Raw genomic sequence first — 19,961 nt, forward strand, 5'->3', positions numbered from 1 at the left:
CGCACCAGGGTTGTTGCAAGAAATTTCAGTCTGCCAACCGACGCCGAATCGGCTCGAATTCCGCCGTGGCCTTGCGCGCCAGCGGGTCGGGAGTGCCTTGCTCGATTGCTTGCCAGTAACGCCATGGCACCTTGGCCGATCCCAGTTCGTAGTCCATGCCATCCCAGTTGTCTTCACGGAAGCTGTAGAACGCCCAGTGCAGGCGATGACGATCCATGACCGAAAGCACATCCTCCAGATATTCGCTGCAACCAGGCAACCGGCGCATGCACCCGAACTCGCCAACGACCAGCCGGGAAGGCGGCAGCTTCATGCGCGCCATCCAGGCCAACGGCAAGTTCAGGTATTGCCGCACCCGTTCGGCATCCCACTGCTGGACCTCACCACCGAACGGCGCCGGGCCCGGGTAAAGGATGGGGTCTTTGCGCAACAGGTTCGGCGCACTGGTGGCCGAATAGGGCTCGTACATGTGCACGCTGTACAGCACGCGGTCATCCTGCAATGGCGCCTGCCAATAGCCGAAGGCGTCGGCGCTGGCGTACCAACCCGCATCGACCATGACCGGGGTCCTGGCATCCACTTCGCGAATCGCGGCTATCAATTGCGTGTAGAGCGCGGGCAGGTCACGCGCCCCACCCCGCTGCAGTGCGTACCATTGCTGCATGCGCTCAGCCGACGCATGTTCGGCCAGGCCGCCAAATTTCTCGGGGGCAGGCTCGTTGACCAGGTTGTAGGCGGCGATGGCAGGGTGGTCTTTCAGCGCCTGGGCCAGGTCTCGCCAAAAGCGCGCCGCTTGCTGGGCGTAACCGTTGCCTTGCCACAGACGGTCATCGAACTGCCCCTGGTTGTTCTGCGACCAGCGCATGCCAGGTAGCGATAGCGGTGCAATGACCACCTTGAGCCCTGCCCTGTGCGCGCGATCGAGGGCATCGCGCAACTGCTTGAGATCGGCCGCGGGGATTTGCTCGTAGTGGTCCGCACTGCCCAACAGGAAATCACGCTGCGCCGGCTTCCACTTGTCATAGGACAGCCGCACCCAGCTCGCGCCATAGCCTCGCAACGCATCGAAATAGGACTGGTCCGGTGGCAAGCGGTTGAAACTATTGCCGCCATGGCGCGGGATGCCCCAGAAGTCGATCAGATCGGCTGCCGCAAGGGGGCCACTGGCGGTGGCCAGCAAGAGGGCCATCAGGAAAGCTCGCATGCTCTATGCCTTGGCAATGAAGGAGAAACCGCGAGCTTAGAAAAATGCGAGAACTACGTCAGTTGCCGAACATTTGCAGAAAATTGCAGAAAATTCACAACTAGGTTAAAGCAATGGAAAACTCACCGCGTATTGTAGGAGTATTCCTAAACCGCCAATCCCAATAACACCGTAAGTTCAAGAAGCTCCAGCATCGCCCCTGCCGTATCACCCGTGGTTCCCCCCAGGCGCTTGCACATCAACCGGCGCAACCCGATGAACACGGCGAACGCCGCCAGCATCGGCAATATCGCGCGCATGCCGCCCAACAGCACACACAACAGCCCGCTGGCGAGCAAAACCCAGCCGGCCGCACGCCGCGGCAAGTGCTCGGCCAGCGCCTGCCCCAGGCCCCCGCGGCGCACGTAGGGGGTACCGAGAAACAACCCGAGCATCGCCGCTCGCCCCACCACTGGTGCCAGCAGCAATGCAATGCCCGTACCCTGTTCGACCAGCACCCACAAGGCACAGAACTTCAGCAGCAACACCAGCACCAGAGTAACCACGGCAATCGGCCCGCTGCGCGGATCCTTCATGATCTGCAGCGTGCGCTCGCGGTCACCGAAGCCGCCCAGCCAGGCATCGGCACTGTCGGCCAGGCCATCCAGATGCAGCGCGCCACTGAGCAGCACCCACAATGCCAGCAGCAAGGCCGCGTGCAACGGCGCCGCGACACCTTGCAGCAAGTGGCTGGCCAGCCACAGCAACAGGCCGAACAGTACGCCCACCAGCGGATAGCAAAGCAGCGAACGCCCCATCTCCCGAGGCTCCGGCATCCCCGGTAACCGCACCGGCAAGCTGCTGAGAAACTGCAAGGCAATCCAGAACGGCAGCATGTCAAAGCACCTCGAGCAGCGCGCCATGTTCATCCACCGCCAGGCGCATCAGCGCGCCATGGCCGACCTCGACCTGCAGCAACTGCTCCCTGGGCAACCCACGGGCACGTGCCAGCAGCAGGCGCATGACGCCGCCATGGGTGACCAGCAGCACGCGCTTGCCGGCATGCTGCTGGCGCAAGCGGCCGATGGCGGCCAGCACACGCTCGGCGAAGGCTGCGACAGGCTCCCCTGCAGGCGGTGTGTAACTGTAAGGATCGGCCCAGAAACGCCCCAGCTCGTCAGCCTGCATCTGCATGATCTGCAAGGCACTGCGACCTTCCCACTCGCCGAAATGCAGCTCTTGCAGGTCAGCTTCGAGCTGTACCGGCATGCCCAGCTGCGCGGCAAAGCGCGCACAGCGCTGCAACGGCGAGCTGACCAGCACATCCCAGGGGCCAGCACCTACCAGGGCTTCACGCATCTGGCCCCAGCCCTTGTCGGTCAAGGCATCGTCCAGGCTGCCGCGCAGGCCGCCGCCCAGTTCGGTTTCACCGTGGCGCAGCAGGTCGAGGATCATGCCGGGCGATCCGCCACCGCCGCTTCGGCGAAGGTTGCCATTTGCCCGTGCAGGGCACAGGCCAGGCGTATCAGCGGCACCGCCAAGGCGGCGCCACTGCCCTCACCCAGGCGCAGCCCCAGGGCCAGCAGCGGCTCGGCCTGCAACGCGGCGAGCAGGGTCTTGTGCCCAGGCTCCGCGCCCTGATGAGCGAACAGCAACCAGTCACGGCTCTGCGGATTGAGGCGCACCGCCAGCAGTGCAGCGACGCTGCAGATGAAGCCATCCACCAGCACCGCGATACCCTGCTGGGCACAGGCGAGGTAGGCACCAGTCAGCGCGGCGATCTCGAAGCCGCCGACACAAGCCAGCGCCTGCAGCGGCGCATCGGCGCGCAGGCCGTGCAGCACCAGGGCGCGCTCGATCACTTCGGCCTTGTGGCGAACACCTGCGCTGTCCAGGCCGGTACCCGGGCCGCTCAGCTCACGTGCCGGGCAGGCCAGCAAGGTGCTGGCCAGGGCGGCAGCGGCAGAGGTGTTGCCGATGCCCATTTCGCCACCGATGAACAGTTGCGCCCCCTTGGCCGCCGCTCGCAGGGCACTTTCACGGCCAGCCTGCAAGGCAGCCTGCAGTTGTGCATCGGTCATTGCCGGCTGGCGGGCAAAGTTCGCAGTGCCAGCGCCCAGGCGCAGGTGAAGCACCCCAGGCAGTTCCAGCGTTGGGTCGATGGTGCCCAGGTCGACCACTTCGAGGCTGGCCTGCAGTTGGCGCGCCAGCACACTGATCGCCGCGCCACCGCCGACGAAGTTGCGCAGCATCTGCCCGGTGACCGCCTGCGGATAGGCCGAAATGCCCTCCTCGACCACACCGTGATCGCCCGCGAAAATCGTGATGGCGACCTGATCCAGGGTTGGCCGCTCACACCCTTGCAAGCCGGCCAGTTGCACGGCCAGGCCTTCGAGCTGGCCAAGCGAGCCGGCAGGTTTGGTCAGCTGCTGCTGACGGGCGCGGGCCTGGTCCATGGCGGCGTTGTCGAGAGGTTGGCAGGCATCACGCCACCAGGCTTGATTCATAGAGCGGGTCCTTTGAGCATGAGAGGTAGGCCGGCCACGGTCAGCACCACACGCTGGCAGCGCTCGGCAACCGCCTGGTGCAACCAGCCGGCCAGGTCGACGTAACGGCGGGTCAGCTCGCCCATGGGCACCACGCCCAGGCCGGTTTCATTGCTGACCAGAATAAGGGTGCCGGGCAACTGTTCCAGGCAGTCGAGCAGCGCATCGCGCTCTGCGGCCAGGCGCTGCTGATCTTCGAGCATCAGCAGGTTGGTCAGCCACAGGGTCAGGCAGTCCACCAGCAGGCAGCGGCCTTCGGCGGCTTCTGCGCGCAACACATCGGCCAGCGCCAGGGGCTCCTCGATCAGCCCCCAGTCGGCTGGCCGACGATCACGGTGCAGGCGCACGCGTTCGTTCATTTCGCCATCGAGCGGCTTGCTGGTGGCGATGTAGGTGACGGGCAGGCCGCTGTCGCTGGCCAGTTGTTCAGCCAGGCGGCTCTTGCCCGAACGGGCGCCGCCGAGGATCAGGTTGAGCATGTCAGGCGACTCCACACAGGCTTCGCAGTTTCGCGGTATCCAGATGCGTTTCCACAAGGTCGGCCAGGCGCTCGATATCACGTTCGCGCAGGGCTTCGTAATCGATGGCCTGCGCGTTCTCCAGCCCCGCCCAGCGCAGCAACGCGGCACATGACTGGCTGCCCTCGAACAGGCCATGGAGGTAGGTAGCGAGGATCTGGCCATCGGCGCTGACCGCGCCGTCACAGCGGCCATCGGCAAGCTGCACGGCAGGCTGCTCCAGCGCAGGGCCTGCGGTAACGCCGGCATGAATTTCATAACCAGCGACCGGTGCGGCTTCCAGGTTAAGGGTCCCGGCAACGTTGCGCAGTTGCTTGTCGGCTTCGAGCACTGTGACGTAATCGAACAGGCCCAGCCCCGGGCTGGAGCCGGCGGCCCCCTCCAGGCCGAGCGGGTCGTGTACTTCGCGCCCCAGCATCTGCAGGCCACCGCAGATACCGATCAACTTGCCGCCATAGCGCAGGTGCCGCGCGATGGCCTTGTCCCAGCCACGCTCGCACAGCTGCGCCAGGTCGCCGCGCACGCTTTTCGAGCCGGGCAGGATGATCAGGTCGGCAGCCGGGATCGGCTGGCCTGGCCCGATGAACTGCAGGTCGACCTGCGGGTGCAGGCGCAGCGGGTCGAAATCGGTGTGGTTGCTGATGCGCGGCAGCACCGGGACGATCACCTTGAGCAGGCGATCCTGCTTGGCGCCCTGGCGGATGTCGATGCCATCCTCAGCTTCCAGGTGCAGGTCGGTGACATAGGGCAACACACCCAGCACGGGCTTGCCGGTGCGTTGCTCCAGCCAGTCCAGGCCCGGCTGCAGCAGCGCGATGTCGCCGCGAAAGCGGTTGATGACAAAGCCCTTGACCCGCGCCTGCTCGCTCGGCGAAAGCAGCTCGAGGGTGCCGACCAGGTGGGCGAACACCCCGCCACGGTTGATGTCGGCAACCAGGATCACCGGGCAGTCGACCGCCTCGGCAAAGCCCATGTTGGCGATGTCACCCGCGCGCAGGTTGATTTCCGCCGGCGAGCCCGCCCCTTCGACCATCACCACCGGGTAGGCCGCGCTGAGGCGCTGGTGCGAGGCCAGCACCGCTTGCATGGCGATGGCCTTGTAGTCGTGATAGGCCACCGCGTTCATGCTGGTGACGGCTCGACCCTGGATGATCACCTGGGCGCCCGTGTCACTGTTGGGCTTGAGCAGGACCGGGTTCATGTCGGTGTGCGGCGCCAGCCGGCAGGCCTGGGCCTGTACCGCCTGGGCGCGGCCGATTTCGCCACCGTCGGCGGTGACGGCGCTGTTGAGCGCCATGTTCTGAGGCTTGAACGGCACCACACTGACGCCCTGACGCAACAGCCAGCGGCACAAGGCGGTGACCAGTGTGCTCTTGCCGGCATCGGAGGTGGTGCCCTGCACCATGAGGGTGGTCATGCCGTTTCCTTCTGATAATCGGCCAAGGCCTGGGCCAGGCGCTGCTCGTCTGCGGCATTTGCCGGCAGCCCAAGGCGCACGGCCGCAGGCTGCTCGAACAGGCGCACGAGGATGCCGCGACGGGCGAGAAAGTCATGCAGGTGGGCTGCGCACGCGCTGCGCACGTACTGGAACAGGTCGCAGCCACCGCTGGGGGCCAGGCCACAGGCCTGCAGCAGCGTAGCCAGGCGTTGACTGGCCTGGGCGCAGCGCTCGATCTGCGCTCGATGCGCCGTGTGGTCGGCAAAGCAGGCTTGCGCCAGCACCCGGGTCGGGCCACTGACTGTCCAGGGGCCGAGCAGCTCGGCAAGGCGCTGCAACAGCGGCAGTTCGGCCACCACGCAGCCCAGGCGCACACCGGCCAGGCCAAAGAACTTGCCGAACGAACGCAGCACGATCAGCCCTGGGCGCTCGGCGCAAGCCGCCACACTGTGTTCGGGCGTGTTGTCCATGAACGCTTCGTCCACCACCAGCCAGCCACCGCGTTGCGCGAGGCGCGCATGCCAGGCCAGCAGCCGCTCAGGCGACACGAGCCGCCCGGTCGGGTTGTTCGGATTGACCAGCACCAACACGTCGAGCTGGTCGAGCTGCGCCTCGACCTGGCGTTCGTCCAGTTCGATCAGCTGGTGCCCCGCTCGCCGCCAGGCATGCGGGTGCTCGGCGTAGCACGGCGTCAGCACGCCAACGCGCCCAAGCGGGCGCAGCATGGGCAAGGCCTGGATCGCCGCCTGTGAACCTGCCACCGGCAACAGTTGCGGCACGCCGTAGTAGCGCCGCGCGGCGTCTTCCAGACCGTCCTCGGCTTCCGGCAGCCGGGCCCAGGCGTCCAGTGGAATCGACGGAATCGGGTATGGCCAAGGGGCGATGCCGCTAGACAGATCTAGCCAGTCTTCGCGGGCGATCCCGTATTGCCGTACCGCCCGCAACAGGCGGCCACCGTGTTCAAGCATTCAGATAGGCCCCCACGCAGATCAGCAATAGCCACAGCCATACGCCACGCTGCACCAGGTTCCAGCCGCGCTCGATGGCATCGGCATCAGCCATTGGCCCTTCACCCAGGCGCGGGCGCTCGTGCAACTCGCCGTGGTAAACCGCAGGGCCGCCGAGCTCGACACCCAGCGCACCGGCACCGGAGGCCATCACCGGCCCGGCGTTGGGGCTGTCCCACAGTGGCGCCTGTTTGCGCCAGCAGGCCAGGGCCAGGCGCGTCTTGCCAAGCAGTGCGTAAGTCAACGCCACCAGCCTGGCGGGAATATAGTTCAGCACATCGTCGATGCGCGCCGCGCACCAGCCAAAGCGCTCGAAGCGTTCGTTGCGATAACCCCACATGGCGTCCAGGGTATTGCTCAGGCGGTACAGCACCACACCCGGCGCACCGGCCACCACGAACCAGAACAGCGCGGCGAACACCGCATCGCTGCCATTCTCCAGCACCGATTCGGTGGCTGCTCGGGCGACCGCTGGCGCGTCCAGCTCGCGGGTTTCCCGGCTGACCAGATAACCCACGCGGCGCCGCGCTTGCTCAAGATCACCCTGGCGCAAGGCGTTGGCCACTGGCAGCACGTGCTCGCCGAGGCTGCGCAAGCCGAGGGCGCAATACAGCGCCAGCACGTCCACCAGCCAGCCTACATAGGGCAGCCAGGACAGAATCAGCGCCACCAGGGTCAAGGGCACGACAGCCAGAAACCAGGCGCTCACGCCGTGGCTGCGCCAGCCGCGCCCACCGGCATTCAAGCGGCGCTCCAGGCTCGACGCCAGGTTGCCGAAACCCACCAGCGGGTGCCGGCGTTGCGGCTCACCCAGCAGCGCGTCCAGGGCCACGCCGGCCACGGTCAGCAAAGCGACGCTCATGGGCGTTCTCCCCATTGGTTCTCGAACAGCATGTCACTCAAGGGGCGTTCCTCGGCCCAGTTTTCCTGTACCAGCATTGGCTGTGCATAGAACGCGGTGACCGGCCCCAGGCACAGCACCGCCACCGGCTTGGCCCCGGCCGGCATGCCCAGCAGCGCGGCCAGGGCTTGCGGGTCGAACAACGAGACCCAGCCCAGCCCCAGCCCCTCGGCACGGGCGGCCAGCCACAGGTTCTGGATCGCGCAGGCCAGCGAAGCCAGGTCCATCTCAGGTAAGGTGCGGCGGCCGAAGATGTGCGACTCGCGGTTGTCCATCAGGGCTGCTACCAGCACTTCGGCGCAATCGCTGATGCCTTCGACCTTGAGCTTCATGAACTCGTCAGAGCGCTCGCCCAGCGCGTCGGCAGTACGCACCCGCTCCTCTTCGACCAAGGCCTGAATACGCACACGCAGCTCGCGCTGGCTGATGCGGATGAAACGCCACGGCTGCATCAGGCCGACACTCGGCGCCTGATGCGCGGCGGCCAGCAGGCGGCCGAGCAGCTCAGGGGCGACCGTGCCGCCGGCAAAATGGCGCATGTCGCGGCGCTCACCGATTGCGCGGTAGATAGCGGCGCGCTCGGCAGCGCTGTAGGCGTGATCGCTCATGGCCGCAACAGCGCCGCCGCCGCATCAGGGTTGGACGGGAAGTAGAAGTGCACGTAAGAGGCAGTCAGCCGGCCCAGTCGATACACCGCTTCGTTGCCGCGCCCGCCATTGGGGCTCAGGCCTCGCGCGATCGGCTCCAACTCGGTGCTGGTCAGCGAGTGGTGGTAGGTATGCCCGCGCAGGGTGCCTTCCGGCAAGTCCACGGCCTGCAAGGCCAGGGCCGCCAGGCGCTTCTGCATGGTTGCCTCGCCTGGCAGCAGACCGAGCAGTCCGGCACGCTCGCCAGCGACATCGGTCAGTGCATCGAGCAGGTACAGCATGCCGCCGCACTCGGCCAGCAACGGCTTGCCCTGGGCATGATGGGCACGGATCGCTTCGCACATCGGCGTATTGGCAGCCAGCGCCTGGTGATGCAGCTCAGGATATCCCCCCGGCAGATACAGGCTGTCCACGGCCGGCAGCGCCTGATCATGCAGCGGCGAGAAGAACGCCAGCTGTGCGCCCAGATCACGCAACAGATCGAGGTTGGCGCCGTAGGTAAAGGCGAACGCTTCGTCACGCGCCACACCAATGCGAACACCGCTCAGCGACGCAGCGCGCGGCTGTGGCTCGGGCGCGGCAAAGGCCACCGGCGGCGGCAAGGTGGCATCGCAGCTGGCGCCGAGGGCTTCGGCGGCAGCGTCCAGGCGGGCATCCAGGTCGTTCAGTTCGCTAGCCTGGACCAGCCCCAGGTGGCGGCTGGGCAGCTCGATACCGCGCTCGCGTGACAGCCCGCCATACCAGCGCAGGCCCTCGGTCAGGCTGCCTTCGAGCAGTTGCGCGTGGCGCAGGCTACCGACCCGGTTGGCCAGCACCCCGGCGAACGGCAGGTCGGCCTGGTAACGCGCCAGGCCCAGGGCCAGGGCACCGAAAGTCTGGGCCATGGCCGTGCCGTCGATCACCGCCAGCACCGGCACGCCGAAGTGGCGGGCCAGATCGGCGCTCGACGGGGTGCCATCGAACAGCCCCATCACCCCTTCGATCAGGATCAGGTCGGCTTCTTCTGCGGCTTGCCAGAGCAGCCGGCGGCTTTCTTCGGCGCCGATCATCCACAGATCGAGCTGGTACACCGGCGCGCCACTGGCCCGCTCAAGGATCATCGGGTCGAGGAAATCGGGGCCGCACTTGAACACCCGGACGTTACGCCCAAGGTTGCGGTGCAGGCGGGCCAGGGCTGCAGTCACGGTGGTCTTGCCCTGGCCAGAAGCGGGTGCCGCGATCAGCACCGCCGGGCAACTGCGCGCTTCACTCACAGTTCGACGCCCTTCTGCGCACGGATACCGGCCTGGAAGGCGTGCTTGAGCATGCCCATCTCGGTGACGGTGTCGGCCAGTTCGATCATTTCAGGCTTGGCTGCGCGACCGGTGACGATCACATGCTGCATCGGTGGCCGGGCCTGAATGTCACTCAGCACCTGGTCGAGGTCGAGGTAGCCGTGCTTGAGGGCGATGTTCAGCTCATCGAGTACCACGAACTGCACGCTCGGGTCTTGCAGCAGCTGGCGCGATACCGCCCAGGCCGCTTCGGCGGCTGCGATGTCACGCTGGCGGTCCTGGGTCTCCCAGGTGAAGCCTTCGCCCATCACGTGGTAGCGCACCTGCTCTGGGAAGCGGCGGAAGAACAGCTCCTCGCCGGTGCTGTTGCGGCCCTTGATGAACTGCACCACACCGCACTGCATGCCATGGCCCAGGGCCCGGGCGAGCATGCCGAAGGCCGAGCTGCTCTTACCCTTGCCGTTGCCGGTGAGCACCAGCAGCAGCCCGCATTCGTTGGGGGAATTGGCGATGCGTTCGTCGATGACCGCCTTCTTGCGCTGCATGCGCGCCAGGTGGCGTTCGTCGCGTTCGGTGGATTCGCTCATGAAGGGTTCTCCGCAGGCTGGCACCACATGAACAGCGGCGACAGGTAATAGGCGGGCAGACGGAGAACGCGCAGGAGCCATGGCCGGAGCCACGGTGCACCGCGCATCACCCTCCGTGATGCCGTTGGCAGTATCAGGCCGGTCTCCGGGCTTGTGAGCGAGCCATCCGGCCCAAGCCTGCGCGCCTTCCCGGGTACCTGTACCCAGTGGCCCTGCGCGGCCGTTACTCACCTACCGTTGCGGGGGCAGCGCCGGAATCGCGCCTTGTTGGCGACCACCGGCTTCCCAGTTTCACCCTGCCCAGTCGGGGCTGGCAGGGCACCTGAAACACGCCGCGAAGGTTAGAGGGTTGCACCGGGAGCGTCAAATCGATATGCGGGGTGTCTGGCCTGGTTTTTGCGCCAGGGCATGAATCGAGCGCCGCCCGCGCGGCGCTCGATCTCACAGGCGCTACAAAAACACCGACAGACACTACCCGCGGCGGAGCAACGCCAGCACTGCGTCGGTCACCTCGCGAGTGGTTGCCTTGCCACCCAGGTCCGGCGTGTGCAGGCCACTTTCGGTCACCGCTTCGATAGCCGCCATCAGCTCGCGCGCAGCGGCGGCCTCGCCCAGGTGTTCAAGCATCATCACCGCCGTCCAGAATGTCGCGATCGGGTTGGCCACGCCCTTGCCGGTGATGTCGAAGGCCGAGCCGTGGATCGGTTCGAACATCGACGGGAATTCGCGGCTCGGGTTGAGGTTTGCAGTGGGCGCGATGCCCAGGCTGCCGGACAGTGCGGCGGCCAGGTCCGAGAGGATGTCGGCATGCAGGTTGGTCGCCACCACCACATCCAGCTGCTCGGGCTTGAGCACCATGGTGGTGGTCACCGCGTCCACCAGCTCACGGGTGGTGCGCACATCCGGGTAATCCTTGGCCACGTCCGCGAACACTTCGTCCCACAGCACCATACCGTGGCGCTGGGCGTTGGATTTGGTCACCAGGGTCAGGTGCTTCGCCGGGCGAGTGCGGGCCAGTTCGAAGGCGAAACGGTGGATGCGCTCCACGCCCACGCGGGTGAAGGTCGAGACCTCGGTAGCCACCTCGATCGGCAGCCCCTGGTGCACCCGGCCACCGCTGCCGGAGTATTCGCCTTCGGAGTTCTCGCGCACGATCACCCAGTCGATTGCCTTGCCCTTGGCCAGCGGGCTGGCAATGCCAGGCAGCACGCGCGCCGGGCGTACGTTGGCGTACTGGTCGAAGCCCTGGCAGATCGGCAGGCGCAGGCCCCACAGCGACACATGATCGGGCACTTGCTGGCTGCCCACGGCGCCGAAGAAGATGGCGTCGAAGGCCTTGAGCGATTCCAGGCCACCCTCGGGAATGTACTGGCCCTCACGCAGGTAGCGTTCCGAGCCCCAGTCGAAGTGCTGGAAATCAATGCCGAAGGTACCGCGCCTGGCCGCCAGGGCCTGCAGCACTTCCACTCCCGCCGCAATCACTTCGACCCCGATGCCATCACCCGGGATGGCGGCGATCTTGTAGTTGTTCATGTTTCGACTCCCATGCTTGCTGTGGCCCGCCGGGCTTGTGCCAGCGGGGATGGGGCGAGTATATGTAGTGAAATCAGGGCAGCAGTTAACCCTGGATTACCTCTTAAGTAACCATGGGTTAATGATGAATCCGACACAGGACCTGGGCTTCTTCCATCTGCTGGCCAAGCAAGGCAGCCTGGCCGCCACGGCCCGTGAGCTGGGCGTGACGCCACCCGCCGTGAGCAAGCGACTGGCCACGCTGGAAGCACGCCTGGGCATCCGCCTGGTCAACCGCACCACCCGCTCCATGAGCTTGACCGCCGAGGGCGAGCTGTACTTCGCTCATGCCGCGCGGATCCTCGCCCAGGTCGACGAAGTGGAGCAGTTGATCGGCCAGCACCGTGCCGAACCCAAGGGGCTGATCCGGGTCAACGCGTCGCTGGGCTTCGGCCGCCGCTACATCGGCCCGGCACTGGCCGACTTCTATGCCCGCCACCCCGACATCGAGGTGCAGTTGGAGATCAGCGACCATCCGCTGGACCTGGCCAGCCATGGCTTCGACCTGGGCATTCGTTTCGGCAGCCTGCCGGATGCGTCCTTCCACGCCCGCAAGATCGCCTCCAACCGCCGCTTGCTGTGCGCCTCCCCGCTGTATCTGGAGAAGCACGGCACGCCGCAGAAGCTGACGGACCTGAGCCAGCACAACTGCATTTTCCTGCGCCAGAACGAATCGCCCTATGGCGTGTGGACCTTCACCAATGGCGGCCGCACCCAGAACATCAAGGTGCGTGGCGCATTAAGCTGCAATGACGGCGAGGTGGCGTTGAACTGGGCTTTGCAGGGTCACGGCATTCTGCTGCGCGCCGAATGGGACATCGCCCGCTACGTGCGCAGCGGGCGCCTGCGCCTGCTATTGGAGGACCAGACACCCACCCGCGCCGATGTCTATGCGGTTTACCCGCAGCAATTGCACCTCTCGGCGCGTGTTCGGCGCCTGATCGACTTCCTCATCGAACGTTTCGAACGCATCGACCATCTCGACCTGGAAGACGTGCCTTGAGCGCTTGCGCGGTCATGCCGGGAAGAATCGCTGAGGCAGTTGCGCCGACTTGAACCGTGCGCGATAGGCAGCAAGGTCGAAGGCAAGCCCGGTGCGCAGATCATGAACCGCGCCAGAAGCAGGCGCGCTGATCTGCCTGAGCGTGACCTTGATGAAGCGGTAATGCTCACCATAGACCTGCTCCAGGCCTTCGATGCGGAAGTAGTTGCCGGGCATGAACATCGACTCGGCTTCGTCCCAGTAGATGGAGAATGCGCTGACCGGCGTCGCTTCGCGATAAGCCCCGGCTGGCAGCTCGAACACCACTGAACTGTCATCGAACAACCCCGGCAATCCGCCCGGAGCCTCGGCGAAAGGCAAGGAGGCGAACTCGGCGACCTTGTAGGGGTTTTCGGTAAATGAAGTGAAATCGGTATTCACTAGCACATCACCGAGCCGCAGATGGCCATTGCGATAGAACTCACCGCTGGTACCGCGCGACCGGTGCCCACCGCGATAGAGCGTGACTTCGTTGCTCTTGGGCAGTTGCCCCAAGCTATCGGCCAGATTGTTTATATAGCTGTCTTCATCGCCGTATCTATAGATACCTGAACGGAAAACGTCGTTTACCCTTGATTCATCACTGGTGTAGTACTCGATCAGGACGTTGAAGTATTCATTCCCGTAGCGATAGGAGTAGCTGGGGCGGCCATCCACCATGACGCACTCCAGCCCATTGGCATCGCTGGCAGGTGCTTGCCCGAGCTGGAGCTCGGCCACCGACCAGTGCTTGAGCAACGCCTTCTGCCGTTGCAGGGCACGGCTTGAAAGGCGCTTGCTCTGCTCTGCATTGATGGATGTGTAGGTATCCCAGAACGAAGACGATGTGCTGCCCATGCCTTCCACGGCCGGTGGCGTACCACCAGCCAGCCGTGGCGATTGCAGCAGCTCCCACTCCCCCCCTTGATTCAGGCGCACAGGCCGCAACGGCCCGAAAGCAAACGGGTTGTCTGCCGGCACCACCAGCCAGACTTCGAGTTCGTGGCTGTATCGCACCCGGTAGGTAAAACCGTTTAGGTCGATCCAGCAGCTGCCGTCCGCTCGGACCCTGATGCCTTGCAAGCGCCCGCTAGTCGCCGCCACGGTATCGGGCAGTGCATTGCTTTCCTGCCCCTGCACAGCCAAGGTCGCGGACTCCACGACCTCCCAGTCCTCCACGACGACGCCTTGCTCATGGGGCGGTGTCGGGTAGGCCAGGGCAGCCAAGGTCGACTGGAAGCCGATATCGATCATGTTCAAGGTGGCGAAGATGCTTTCGACCATCGCCGAGCGCAGGGCGTCCTGGCGCCCCTGCTCGTCGACGGCATGCAACGCTTCATCGACATCCAGCCCAACCTTGCTGATGCTGGCGCCCAGCAGGATCAGCGACATGGGCCAACCCAATGGGGCAAGCCCGCCAAAAACGCCGAGAAACGCCGACAGATAACTGCTGCACATCGCCTTGCGCAGCCTGCTGTTGTCCTGCAGCAGCAGGGCATTGCGGCGCATTTCCTCGGCGGCCTGGCTGGCCACCCAGGCGAAGAGATTGGTGCCCAGCCGGCGCTTGAAAAGAGACAAGGCGATCAACCCAGCCTGATCCGTTCGGCTGTCGGCAATACCTTGCAGGTGAACGCGAATCAGCTGGTTGATGGCCCTGTCACGCGGGTTGCTGTGGCAGCCCTCGATGAACGCCTCCAGTGTCGCCGCAGACTGCAGTTGCACTCGCAGCCAACGTGCCATCGCCAGCCCGGAATCGAACCCCATGAGCGCCTCGCTGGCCCAGGGCATGTAGACCAAGGTTCGGCCATCCTCGGCCTGCAAGGTGAACAGCCCTCCCCTGTCACCCTCGGCGAACACATAACGGTCTACGGCCAGGGCATTGCTCGAGCTATCACGCTGCAGCTTGGCCAGGGTCGGCAGTTCATCTTCGCTGAGATCGTCAGCCACCAAGGCGCGCAGACGCTGCCAATCGAGCCTGCTGATGTTGCCGTCGCGCAGTGCTTTCGCCCCTTGCCCCAGCAGGTTGATCTTGGCAATCACGGCAAAACGGGCACCATTGACGGACCAGAACCGTTCCACCTGGTCACGGTAGAGCACCGCGAAATCCAGCTGCCACAAGTCCTTCTGCACATCGCTGCCCAGCATCCGGACTTCGTTTCGCTGGTCGTACGCAGCGGCATGCGGCCCCTGGAAATAAAAGCCACCCACCTGATCGAGCTGGTCGGACGCGTCCTGGAAATACAGGTCGAATCGCTCGATCACCAGTTCGGTCATCACCATCGACTTCTGCGGTGGCCCACTGTGACGCCAACCCGTGAAGCTGGTGCTGCTGGAGCCTGCCGTGTTGAACTGGTGCCACCAGACGAACCGGGGATCCATCTTTTTGCCGGTGTGCTTGAGCATGATCTGCTGCGCATGTTCGCTCGCCAGCAGATAAGGATCAGGGTAATCACCCAGCAGCTTGTCTACCAGGCGCACCAACGGGCGCCCAGCGTCCAGCGCCGCAAGGCTGCGTTTCATGCGTTGATCGATTGTGCTCATGGTCTCTCCAGGCGGTTGCATTCGGGCAACCAGCCTGGCACCGCCGAGCGAGAGCGCAGAGGTAGATGTATGCTGCCGTCGGCGCAATCAGCCGCCCAGGACAGCGGGGCGTGGCACGAGGCTCAGCGGTTCTGCGCCAGATTCCCCTGCGGGATGACCCGCTTGGCCTGCAGGTAGGCTTTGGACCAGTAGCTGTTGGACAGGTAATCCAGGCGAACCGTACCGCCTGTGCGGGGCGCATGCACGAAGCGCCCTTCGCCGACGTAGATGCCAGCATGGCTGACCTGCGAACCGCCACCCGTGGCGAAGAACACCAGGTCACCCGACTGCAGCGAGTTGATGTCCACGGTGGGCGCGCGCATGACGATCATTTCGCGCGTGGAGCGCGGCAGGCTGATGCCCGCGGCATCGCGGTACACATAACCGATCAGGCCGCTGCAGTCGAAACCGGAGTCCGGCGTGTTGCCGCCCCAGCGATACGGTGTGCCGACCAGGCCGATCGCGCGCATCAACACGTCATCGGCGAGCGGCGAGCCTTCGGGCTGGCTGAAGGTAATCTGCGGCTGCACCACAGGGACCGGTGCCGGGGCACGGCTGGAGCAGGCGGCAAGCAATGCCACCAGGGAAAGGAATGCGAAGCGCGCCATCATCGCCATGGCCAGAACTTCCTGTCTGAGACCGAACGGCCGCAGCCGAAAAATAGTTGAGAATTTAGATTAGACGCTTTCTGTAAATGCGCACGGCGGCGAGCTTTTTTCAAGCTACGCCGCCGTGGCAGGGTACATCATTTTGATATCAGTTGCGCGCGATATTGGTGGTCGGCGCCATGGCCAAGGCACGCTTGGCTTCGATGAAGGTCTTGCTCCAGTAGCGATCACCGAGGCTGTCGATGCGCACACCACCGCTGCGGCGGCTGCTGGAGTGGATGAACTGATTGTCACCCAGGTAGATGCCGGCATGGCTGACACGGCCACGGCCATTGGTGCTGAAGAACAGCAGGTCACCTGGTTTAAGCTTGTTGCGAGCTACCTTGGGTGCATCGACGTTGATCATTTCGCGGGTCGAGCGCGGCAGGTTCATGCCAGCCTCTTCGCGGAACAGGTAGCCGATGAAACCGCTGCAGTCGAAACCGGAGGCTTCCGAGGTACCACCGAAGCGGTAGCGGGTGCCGATCAGCGACATGCCGCGCTCAAGGATGCTGTCTGCCAGCACCGGGAGCTGATAAGGCTTGCTGCTGGAGAAGGCCTCCAGGTCATCTTCAGTGGCCTGTTCTTCTTCGCCGAAGACCGACGAAGGCGAAGCCTTGGCCTTGTTGACCGATTGCGAGGCAACCGGGGTGTGATCCTGAGGCTGGGAAACCGGGCCTTGAGCCGCGCAGCCAATAAGCAGGGTCACGAGTGCGAGTGGCACGAGGGGTGCGAAGCGCTTCAGCATGGGCACGACCGTGTCTGTAATCCTTTAGAAGGATGAAACTATGCCCTCTATCATGGCCATTTGCAAATTTTATCGAAAAAGATGTGACTTTTTTGTTTTGCCCTTCAAAGCCCAGTGTTTACGGGGCTTACCAGCCGAGGGTTTCCTTCAGGAAAGGGATGGTGAGCTTGCGCTGAGCCTGCAGGGAGGCCTGGTCGAGGCGTTCGAGCAGGTCGAACAGCGCGCTCATGCTGCGCGTGCCGCGGGTCAGGATGAAATGGCCGACTTCGTCGGTCAGGTGCAAGCCGCGGCGCGAGGCCCGCAATTGCAGGGCACGCAGCTTGTCTTCGTCGGACAGGCCGCGCATCTGGAAGACCAGGGCCAGGGTCAGGCGTGACTTGAGGTCGGGCAGCTTGATCGGCAATTCGCGGGGCGAGGCCGAGGCAGCCAGCAAGAGGCGGCGGCCGCTGTCACGCAGGCGGTTGAACAGGTGGAACATCGCCTCTTCCCAGTCTGCCTTGCCGGCGATCACATGCAGGTCGTCGATGCACACCAGTTCGTATTGCGCCAGGTAATCGAGCAGTTCCACGCCACGATCGAGCAATTGCGCCAGCGGCAGGTACACAGCGGGTTCGCCACGCTGCTGAAAGCGATGGGTGGCCGCCTGCAGCAGGTGGCTGCGACCGACGCCCTGCTTGCCCCACAGATAGATGAGGCTCTCGGTCCAGCCGGCGTCGGCCTCGCAAAGCCGTTCGACATAGCCCAACGCCGCGGCATTGGCGCCCGGATAGTAGTTGATGAAGGTGGCGTCATCGCGCAGGCGCACACCCAAGGGCAACTGGATCGGTGGTTTCATGCTCGCGGGCGGTCGGCGGGACCGCAGGGGGCCTTTGGTGAACAATCTGCAAAGTCTATACCCGCATCGCAGGGCGCACAATCATGCAGGCGGATAGCACAAGTAAAATCAACGAGTTGCGCTGTTGCGGGGCTGCCCTGCAGCCCCCAACGCTCACAGATCCGGATCGACATCCCCGGCGTACATGTCCGATTCCTTGTACAGGTCATGCACATGGCGCAGCAGGACCATGATCACTGCAGCCACCGGCAACGCCAGCAACACACCCGTGAAGCCGAACAGCTCGCCGCCAGCGAGAATGGCGAAGATCACCGCCACCGGATGCAAGCCGATACGGTCGCCGACCAGCAGCGGTGTCAGCACCATGCCTTCCAGCGCCTGCCCGACCATGAACACCGCGACGATGCCGAGCATCGGGTACAGCTCTCCCCCGAACTGGAACAGCCCCGCCACCAACGCCGCGCCAATACCAATGATGAAACCCATGTACGGCACGATGGCGGCCAGGCCCGCGAGCATGCCGATCAGCAGGCCCAGCTCAAGCCCGACCAACATCAGGCCGGCGGAATAGATGACGCCCAGTGCGACCATCACCATCAGCTGGCCACGGACAAATGCCCCCAGCACTTCATGGCATTCGCCAGCCAGCCCTACAACCTGCGGCTCACGCTGGCGCGGCAGCAGGCCACGCAGCTTGGCCATCATCAGGTCCCAGTCGCGCAGCAGGTAGAAGCCAACCACCGGGATCAGCACCATGTTGGCCAGCCAGGCAATCAGCGCCAGGCTCGAAGCGGTGGCATGGGACAGCAGCATGCCGACGATATCGGTGGTCTGCCCCATGTGCGCGCCGATGGCGGCCTTGATCTTGTCGAACTTCCAGAACCCGTCGGCCAGGCCCAGCCGGCCCTGCACCCAGGGCAGCGCCACATGTTCGAGCCAGTCGAGCATCTGTGGCGCCAGTTCGTACAGGCGCAGCAACTGCTTGGCCAGCAACGGCACCAGCACCAGCAGCAAGGCCAGCAGCAGCAGGGTGAAAAGGCCGAACACCACGACCACACCCCAGGTACGCGACAGGCCCAGGCGCTCCAGGCGGTCGACCAGCGGGTCGGCCAGGTAGGCCAGCAAGATGCCGACCAGGAACGGCGTAAGAATATTGTGCAGGCTATAGAGAAGCACGGCGATCAGCAGTGCAGCCCCCCAGCCGATCCAGCGACGCATGTCAGTCATCGTTAGCGCCCCTTACCAACGGAATCGCAGGCCGTCGAACGGCTTGGCTGCAACAGGTGCAGGCGCGGCTGGCTGGCCCGGCGCAGCACCTGCGCCGGGCGCGGGTGTGACCGGGGTAGCCGGCACCTGCTCGACCGGCACCTCCTGCAGCTTGGCCAGGCCCAGTTGGGCACGCAGTTGCTCGCGATTGCCGGTGACCGCATAGGTCAACGTGCCGCCATCGGCCAGCTGCAGGCGTGGGCCATAGGGTTCCAGCACCCGGCTCAGCTCGGCATAGCGCTGCAGGTTCATGCCTTGCACCTGCAACTGCAACTGGCTGCTGGCACCGGCCTTGATCACGTAGCGCGGCGCCAGGCGGCTGCTGACCGCCAGCATGACAGCGTCCGCCAGGGCAGCCTGGTCAGCGCCCTCGGCGTTGCCCTGCTCACGCTGGCCGCCCAGCCACAGCTGCCATTTGCCTTGCCATTTGCCATCGGCTTCCTGGGCGTGCACCGCCAGCATGGCATCGGCGCCATAGCGCTCGGCGGCATCGCGCAACGGTGCCGGATCGTTGCCTTCGAGTTGCTTGGCGTTGGCCAGCAGTTGCTCCTGCAGATCGGCCAGTGGCAAGCGCAGCGGCAAGCCCCGGTGCTGGGCAGCACGGCGCAGCGGCTGGGCGCTGGCCTGGCCGTCACCGACCAGGTTGCTGCCTTCGGCGCTGTCGTTGAGCCACCAGCCGAGGATGGATGGCCGGTTGCTGCCCCACAACGCCAGGCCAGCCTTGCGCAAGGTACGATCGGTGCTGCCGGGGTCGAATTCGACCAGCACCGACTCCGGCGGCCCGGCTTCGGTGCCGACCTGGTTGATGATCTGTTGCGGGTCTTTGCGCAGCTCGGCCAGCGCCGGGTTCTGCGCCGCCTTGGGGTCGCCGGTCAGGCGCAGCACCAAGGTATCGAGGGCCTTGGCAGTGGCTGCGGTACGGGCTTCGGCGCCCTGCCCTTCGACTGGTTCGCGCACTTGATAGAGCCCGGAGACGGTTTCGGCCTGCGCAGTGAGGCTGGCCAGTGCAAGGCACCCTGCTGCCAGATAATTGAGAAGTCGCATGGGGGATTCCTGTCCAATTGCGCATGAAGCATGTGGTTTGCAGCTTATACAGAAGGCGGCGTATCAACCACCCGCACACCTTTTTCAGCAATTTACCGCCCTGCCCGTCGGCCTGAGGATGGCCGCTGCACGGCAACCCTGATAAAA

General features: G+C 64.9%; 19 protein-coding genes and 1 riboswitch. Of the genes, 1 reads left to right on the plus strand and 18 read right to left on the minus strand.

Annotated features, from left to right (window positions below; all coding sequences use genetic code 11):
• Positions 1 to 25 precede the first annotated feature (25 nt).
• The 12 genes from OCX61_RS21030 to OCX61_RS21085 all read right to left on the minus strand — a co-directional run bounded on the left by OCX61_RS21030 (position 26) and on the right by OCX61_RS21085 (position 11,634).
• A complete protein-coding gene (locus tag OCX61_RS21030) occupies positions 26 to 1,138 on the minus strand; it encodes a glycoside hydrolase family 5 protein (protein ID WP_510177788.1) in 1,113 nt (370 codons plus the stop codon).
• A 212-nt stretch (positions 1,139 to 1,350) separates the two neighbouring features.
• On the minus strand, positions 1,351 to 2,079 hold the full coding sequence (locus OCX61_RS21035; RefSeq protein ID WP_261941212.1) for an adenosylcobinamide-GDP ribazoletransferase: 729 nt from the start codon (positions 2,077 to 2,079) through the stop codon (positions 1,351 to 1,353).
• A gap of 1 nt (position 2,080) precedes the next feature.
• Positions 2,081 to 2,638 carry a histidine phosphatase family protein gene (locus OCX61_RS21040; RefSeq protein WP_261941213.1) on the minus strand — a complete coding sequence of 186 codons (558 nt, stop codon included), beginning with the start codon at positions 2,636 to 2,638 and terminating at the stop codon, positions 2,081 to 2,083.
• A complete protein-coding gene (gene cobT / locus OCX61_RS21045; protein WP_261941214.1) occupies positions 2,635 to 3,690 on the minus strand; it encodes a nicotinate-nucleotide--dimethylbenzimidazole phosphoribosyltransferase in 1,056 nt (351 codons plus the stop codon). Before cobT ends, OCX61_RS21040 begins: the two co-directional genes overlap by 4 nt.
• On the minus strand, positions 3,687 to 4,208 hold the full coding sequence (gene cobU, locus OCX61_RS21050) for a bifunctional adenosylcobinamide kinase/adenosylcobinamide-phosphate guanylyltransferase (protein ID WP_261941215.1): 522 nt from the start codon (positions 4,206 to 4,208) through the stop codon (positions 3,687 to 3,689). The genes cobT and cobU overlap by 4 nt, the downstream gene beginning before the upstream one ends.
• A gap of 1 nt (position 4,209) precedes the next feature.
• Entirely contained in the window at positions 4,210 to 5,664 is a 1,455-nt protein-coding gene (locus tag OCX61_RS21055) for a cobyric acid synthase (protein ID WP_261941216.1), read from the minus strand.
• Entirely contained in the window at positions 5,661 to 6,653 is a 993-nt protein-coding gene (gene cobD / locus OCX61_RS21060; RefSeq protein ID WP_261941217.1) for a threonine-phosphate decarboxylase CobD, read from the minus strand. The genes OCX61_RS21055 and cobD overlap by 4 nt, the downstream gene beginning before the upstream one ends.
• Entirely contained in the window at positions 6,646 to 7,554 is a 909-nt protein-coding gene (cbiB, locus tag OCX61_RS21065) for an adenosylcobinamide-phosphate synthase CbiB (RefSeq protein WP_261941218.1), read from the minus strand. The genes cobD and cbiB overlap by 8 nt, the downstream gene beginning before the upstream one ends.
• Entirely contained in the window at positions 7,551 to 8,201 is a 651-nt protein-coding gene (gene bluB / locus OCX61_RS21070; protein ID WP_261941219.1) for a 5,6-dimethylbenzimidazole synthase, read from the minus strand. Before bluB ends, cbiB begins: the two co-directional genes overlap by 4 nt.
• Entirely contained in the window at positions 8,198 to 9,493 is a 1,296-nt protein-coding gene (locus OCX61_RS21075) for a cobyrinic acid a,c-diamide synthase CobB (protein WP_261941220.1), read from the minus strand. Before OCX61_RS21075 ends, bluB begins: the two co-directional genes overlap by 4 nt.
• Positions 9,490 to 10,101 carry a cob(I)yrinic acid a,c-diamide adenosyltransferase gene (cobO, locus tag OCX61_RS21080; protein ID WP_152954129.1) on the minus strand — a complete coding sequence of 204 codons (612 nt, stop codon included), beginning with the start codon at positions 10,099 to 10,101 and terminating at the stop codon, positions 9,490 to 9,492. Before cobO ends, OCX61_RS21075 begins: the two co-directional genes overlap by 4 nt.
• Positions 10,102 to 10,220: 119 nt before the next feature.
• Positions 10,221 to 10,442: riboswitch (cobalamin riboswitch) on the minus strand.
• Between the two features lie 130 nt (positions 10,443 to 10,572).
• Complete coding sequence (locus tag OCX61_RS21085) at positions 10,573 to 11,634, minus strand: tartrate dehydrogenase (RefSeq protein WP_261941221.1); 1,062 nt, start codon at positions 11,632 to 11,634, stop codon at positions 10,573 to 10,575.
• A 124-nt stretch (positions 11,635 to 11,758) separates the two neighbouring features.
• Here OCX61_RS21085 and OCX61_RS21090 point away from each other — a divergent pair, with 124 nt between their 5' ends.
• Positions 11,759 to 12,676 (plus strand): LysR family transcriptional regulator, encoded by a 918-nt coding sequence (locus tag OCX61_RS21090; RefSeq protein WP_261941222.1) that lies wholly within the window; start codon positions 11,759 to 11,761, stop codon positions 12,674 to 12,676.
• Positions 12,677 to 12,688: 12 nt separating this feature from the next.
• On the opposite strand, the gene OCX61_RS21095 is transcribed toward OCX61_RS21090, so the two are convergent.
• The 6 genes from OCX61_RS21095 to OCX61_RS21120 all read right to left on the minus strand — a co-directional run bounded on the left by OCX61_RS21095 (position 12,689) and on the right by OCX61_RS21120 (position 19,814).
• Positions 12,689 to 15,235 carry a dermonecrotic toxin domain-containing protein gene (locus OCX61_RS21095; RefSeq protein ID WP_261941223.1) on the minus strand — a complete coding sequence of 849 codons (2,547 nt, stop codon included), beginning with the start codon at positions 15,233 to 15,235 and terminating at the stop codon, positions 12,689 to 12,691.
• A gap of 122 nt (positions 15,236 to 15,357) precedes the next feature.
• Positions 15,358 to 15,891: a C40 family peptidase gene (locus OCX61_RS21100; protein WP_261941224.1), complete on the minus strand. Its 534-nt coding sequence runs from the start codon at positions 15,889 to 15,891 to the stop codon at positions 15,358 to 15,360.
• A gap of 139 nt (positions 15,892 to 16,030) precedes the next feature.
• Positions 16,031 to 16,669 carry a C40 family peptidase gene (locus OCX61_RS21105; protein WP_261941225.1) on the minus strand — a complete coding sequence of 213 codons (639 nt, stop codon included), beginning with the start codon at positions 16,667 to 16,669 and terminating at the stop codon, positions 16,031 to 16,033.
• 127 nt (positions 16,670 to 16,796) lie between these two features.
• Positions 16,797 to 17,504 carry a DnaA regulatory inactivator Hda gene (gene hda / locus OCX61_RS21110; protein WP_008092169.1) on the minus strand — a complete coding sequence of 236 codons (708 nt, stop codon included), beginning with the start codon at positions 17,502 to 17,504 and terminating at the stop codon, positions 16,797 to 16,799.
• 153 nt (positions 17,505 to 17,657) lie between these two features.
• Entirely contained in the window at positions 17,658 to 18,731 is a 1,074-nt protein-coding gene (locus OCX61_RS21115; RefSeq protein WP_261941226.1) for an AI-2E family transporter, read from the minus strand.
• Positions 18,732 to 18,743: 12 nt separating this feature from the next.
• Entirely contained in the window at positions 18,744 to 19,814 is a 1,071-nt protein-coding gene (locus OCX61_RS21120; protein WP_261941227.1) for a DUF2066 domain-containing protein, read from the minus strand.
• Positions 19,815 to 19,961: the final 147 nt, after the last annotated feature.

This window comes from Pseudomonas sp. LRP2-20, from assembly GCF_024349685.1.
Classification (GTDB): domain Bacteria; phylum Pseudomonadota; class Gammaproteobacteria; order Pseudomonadales; family Pseudomonadaceae; genus Aquipseudomonas.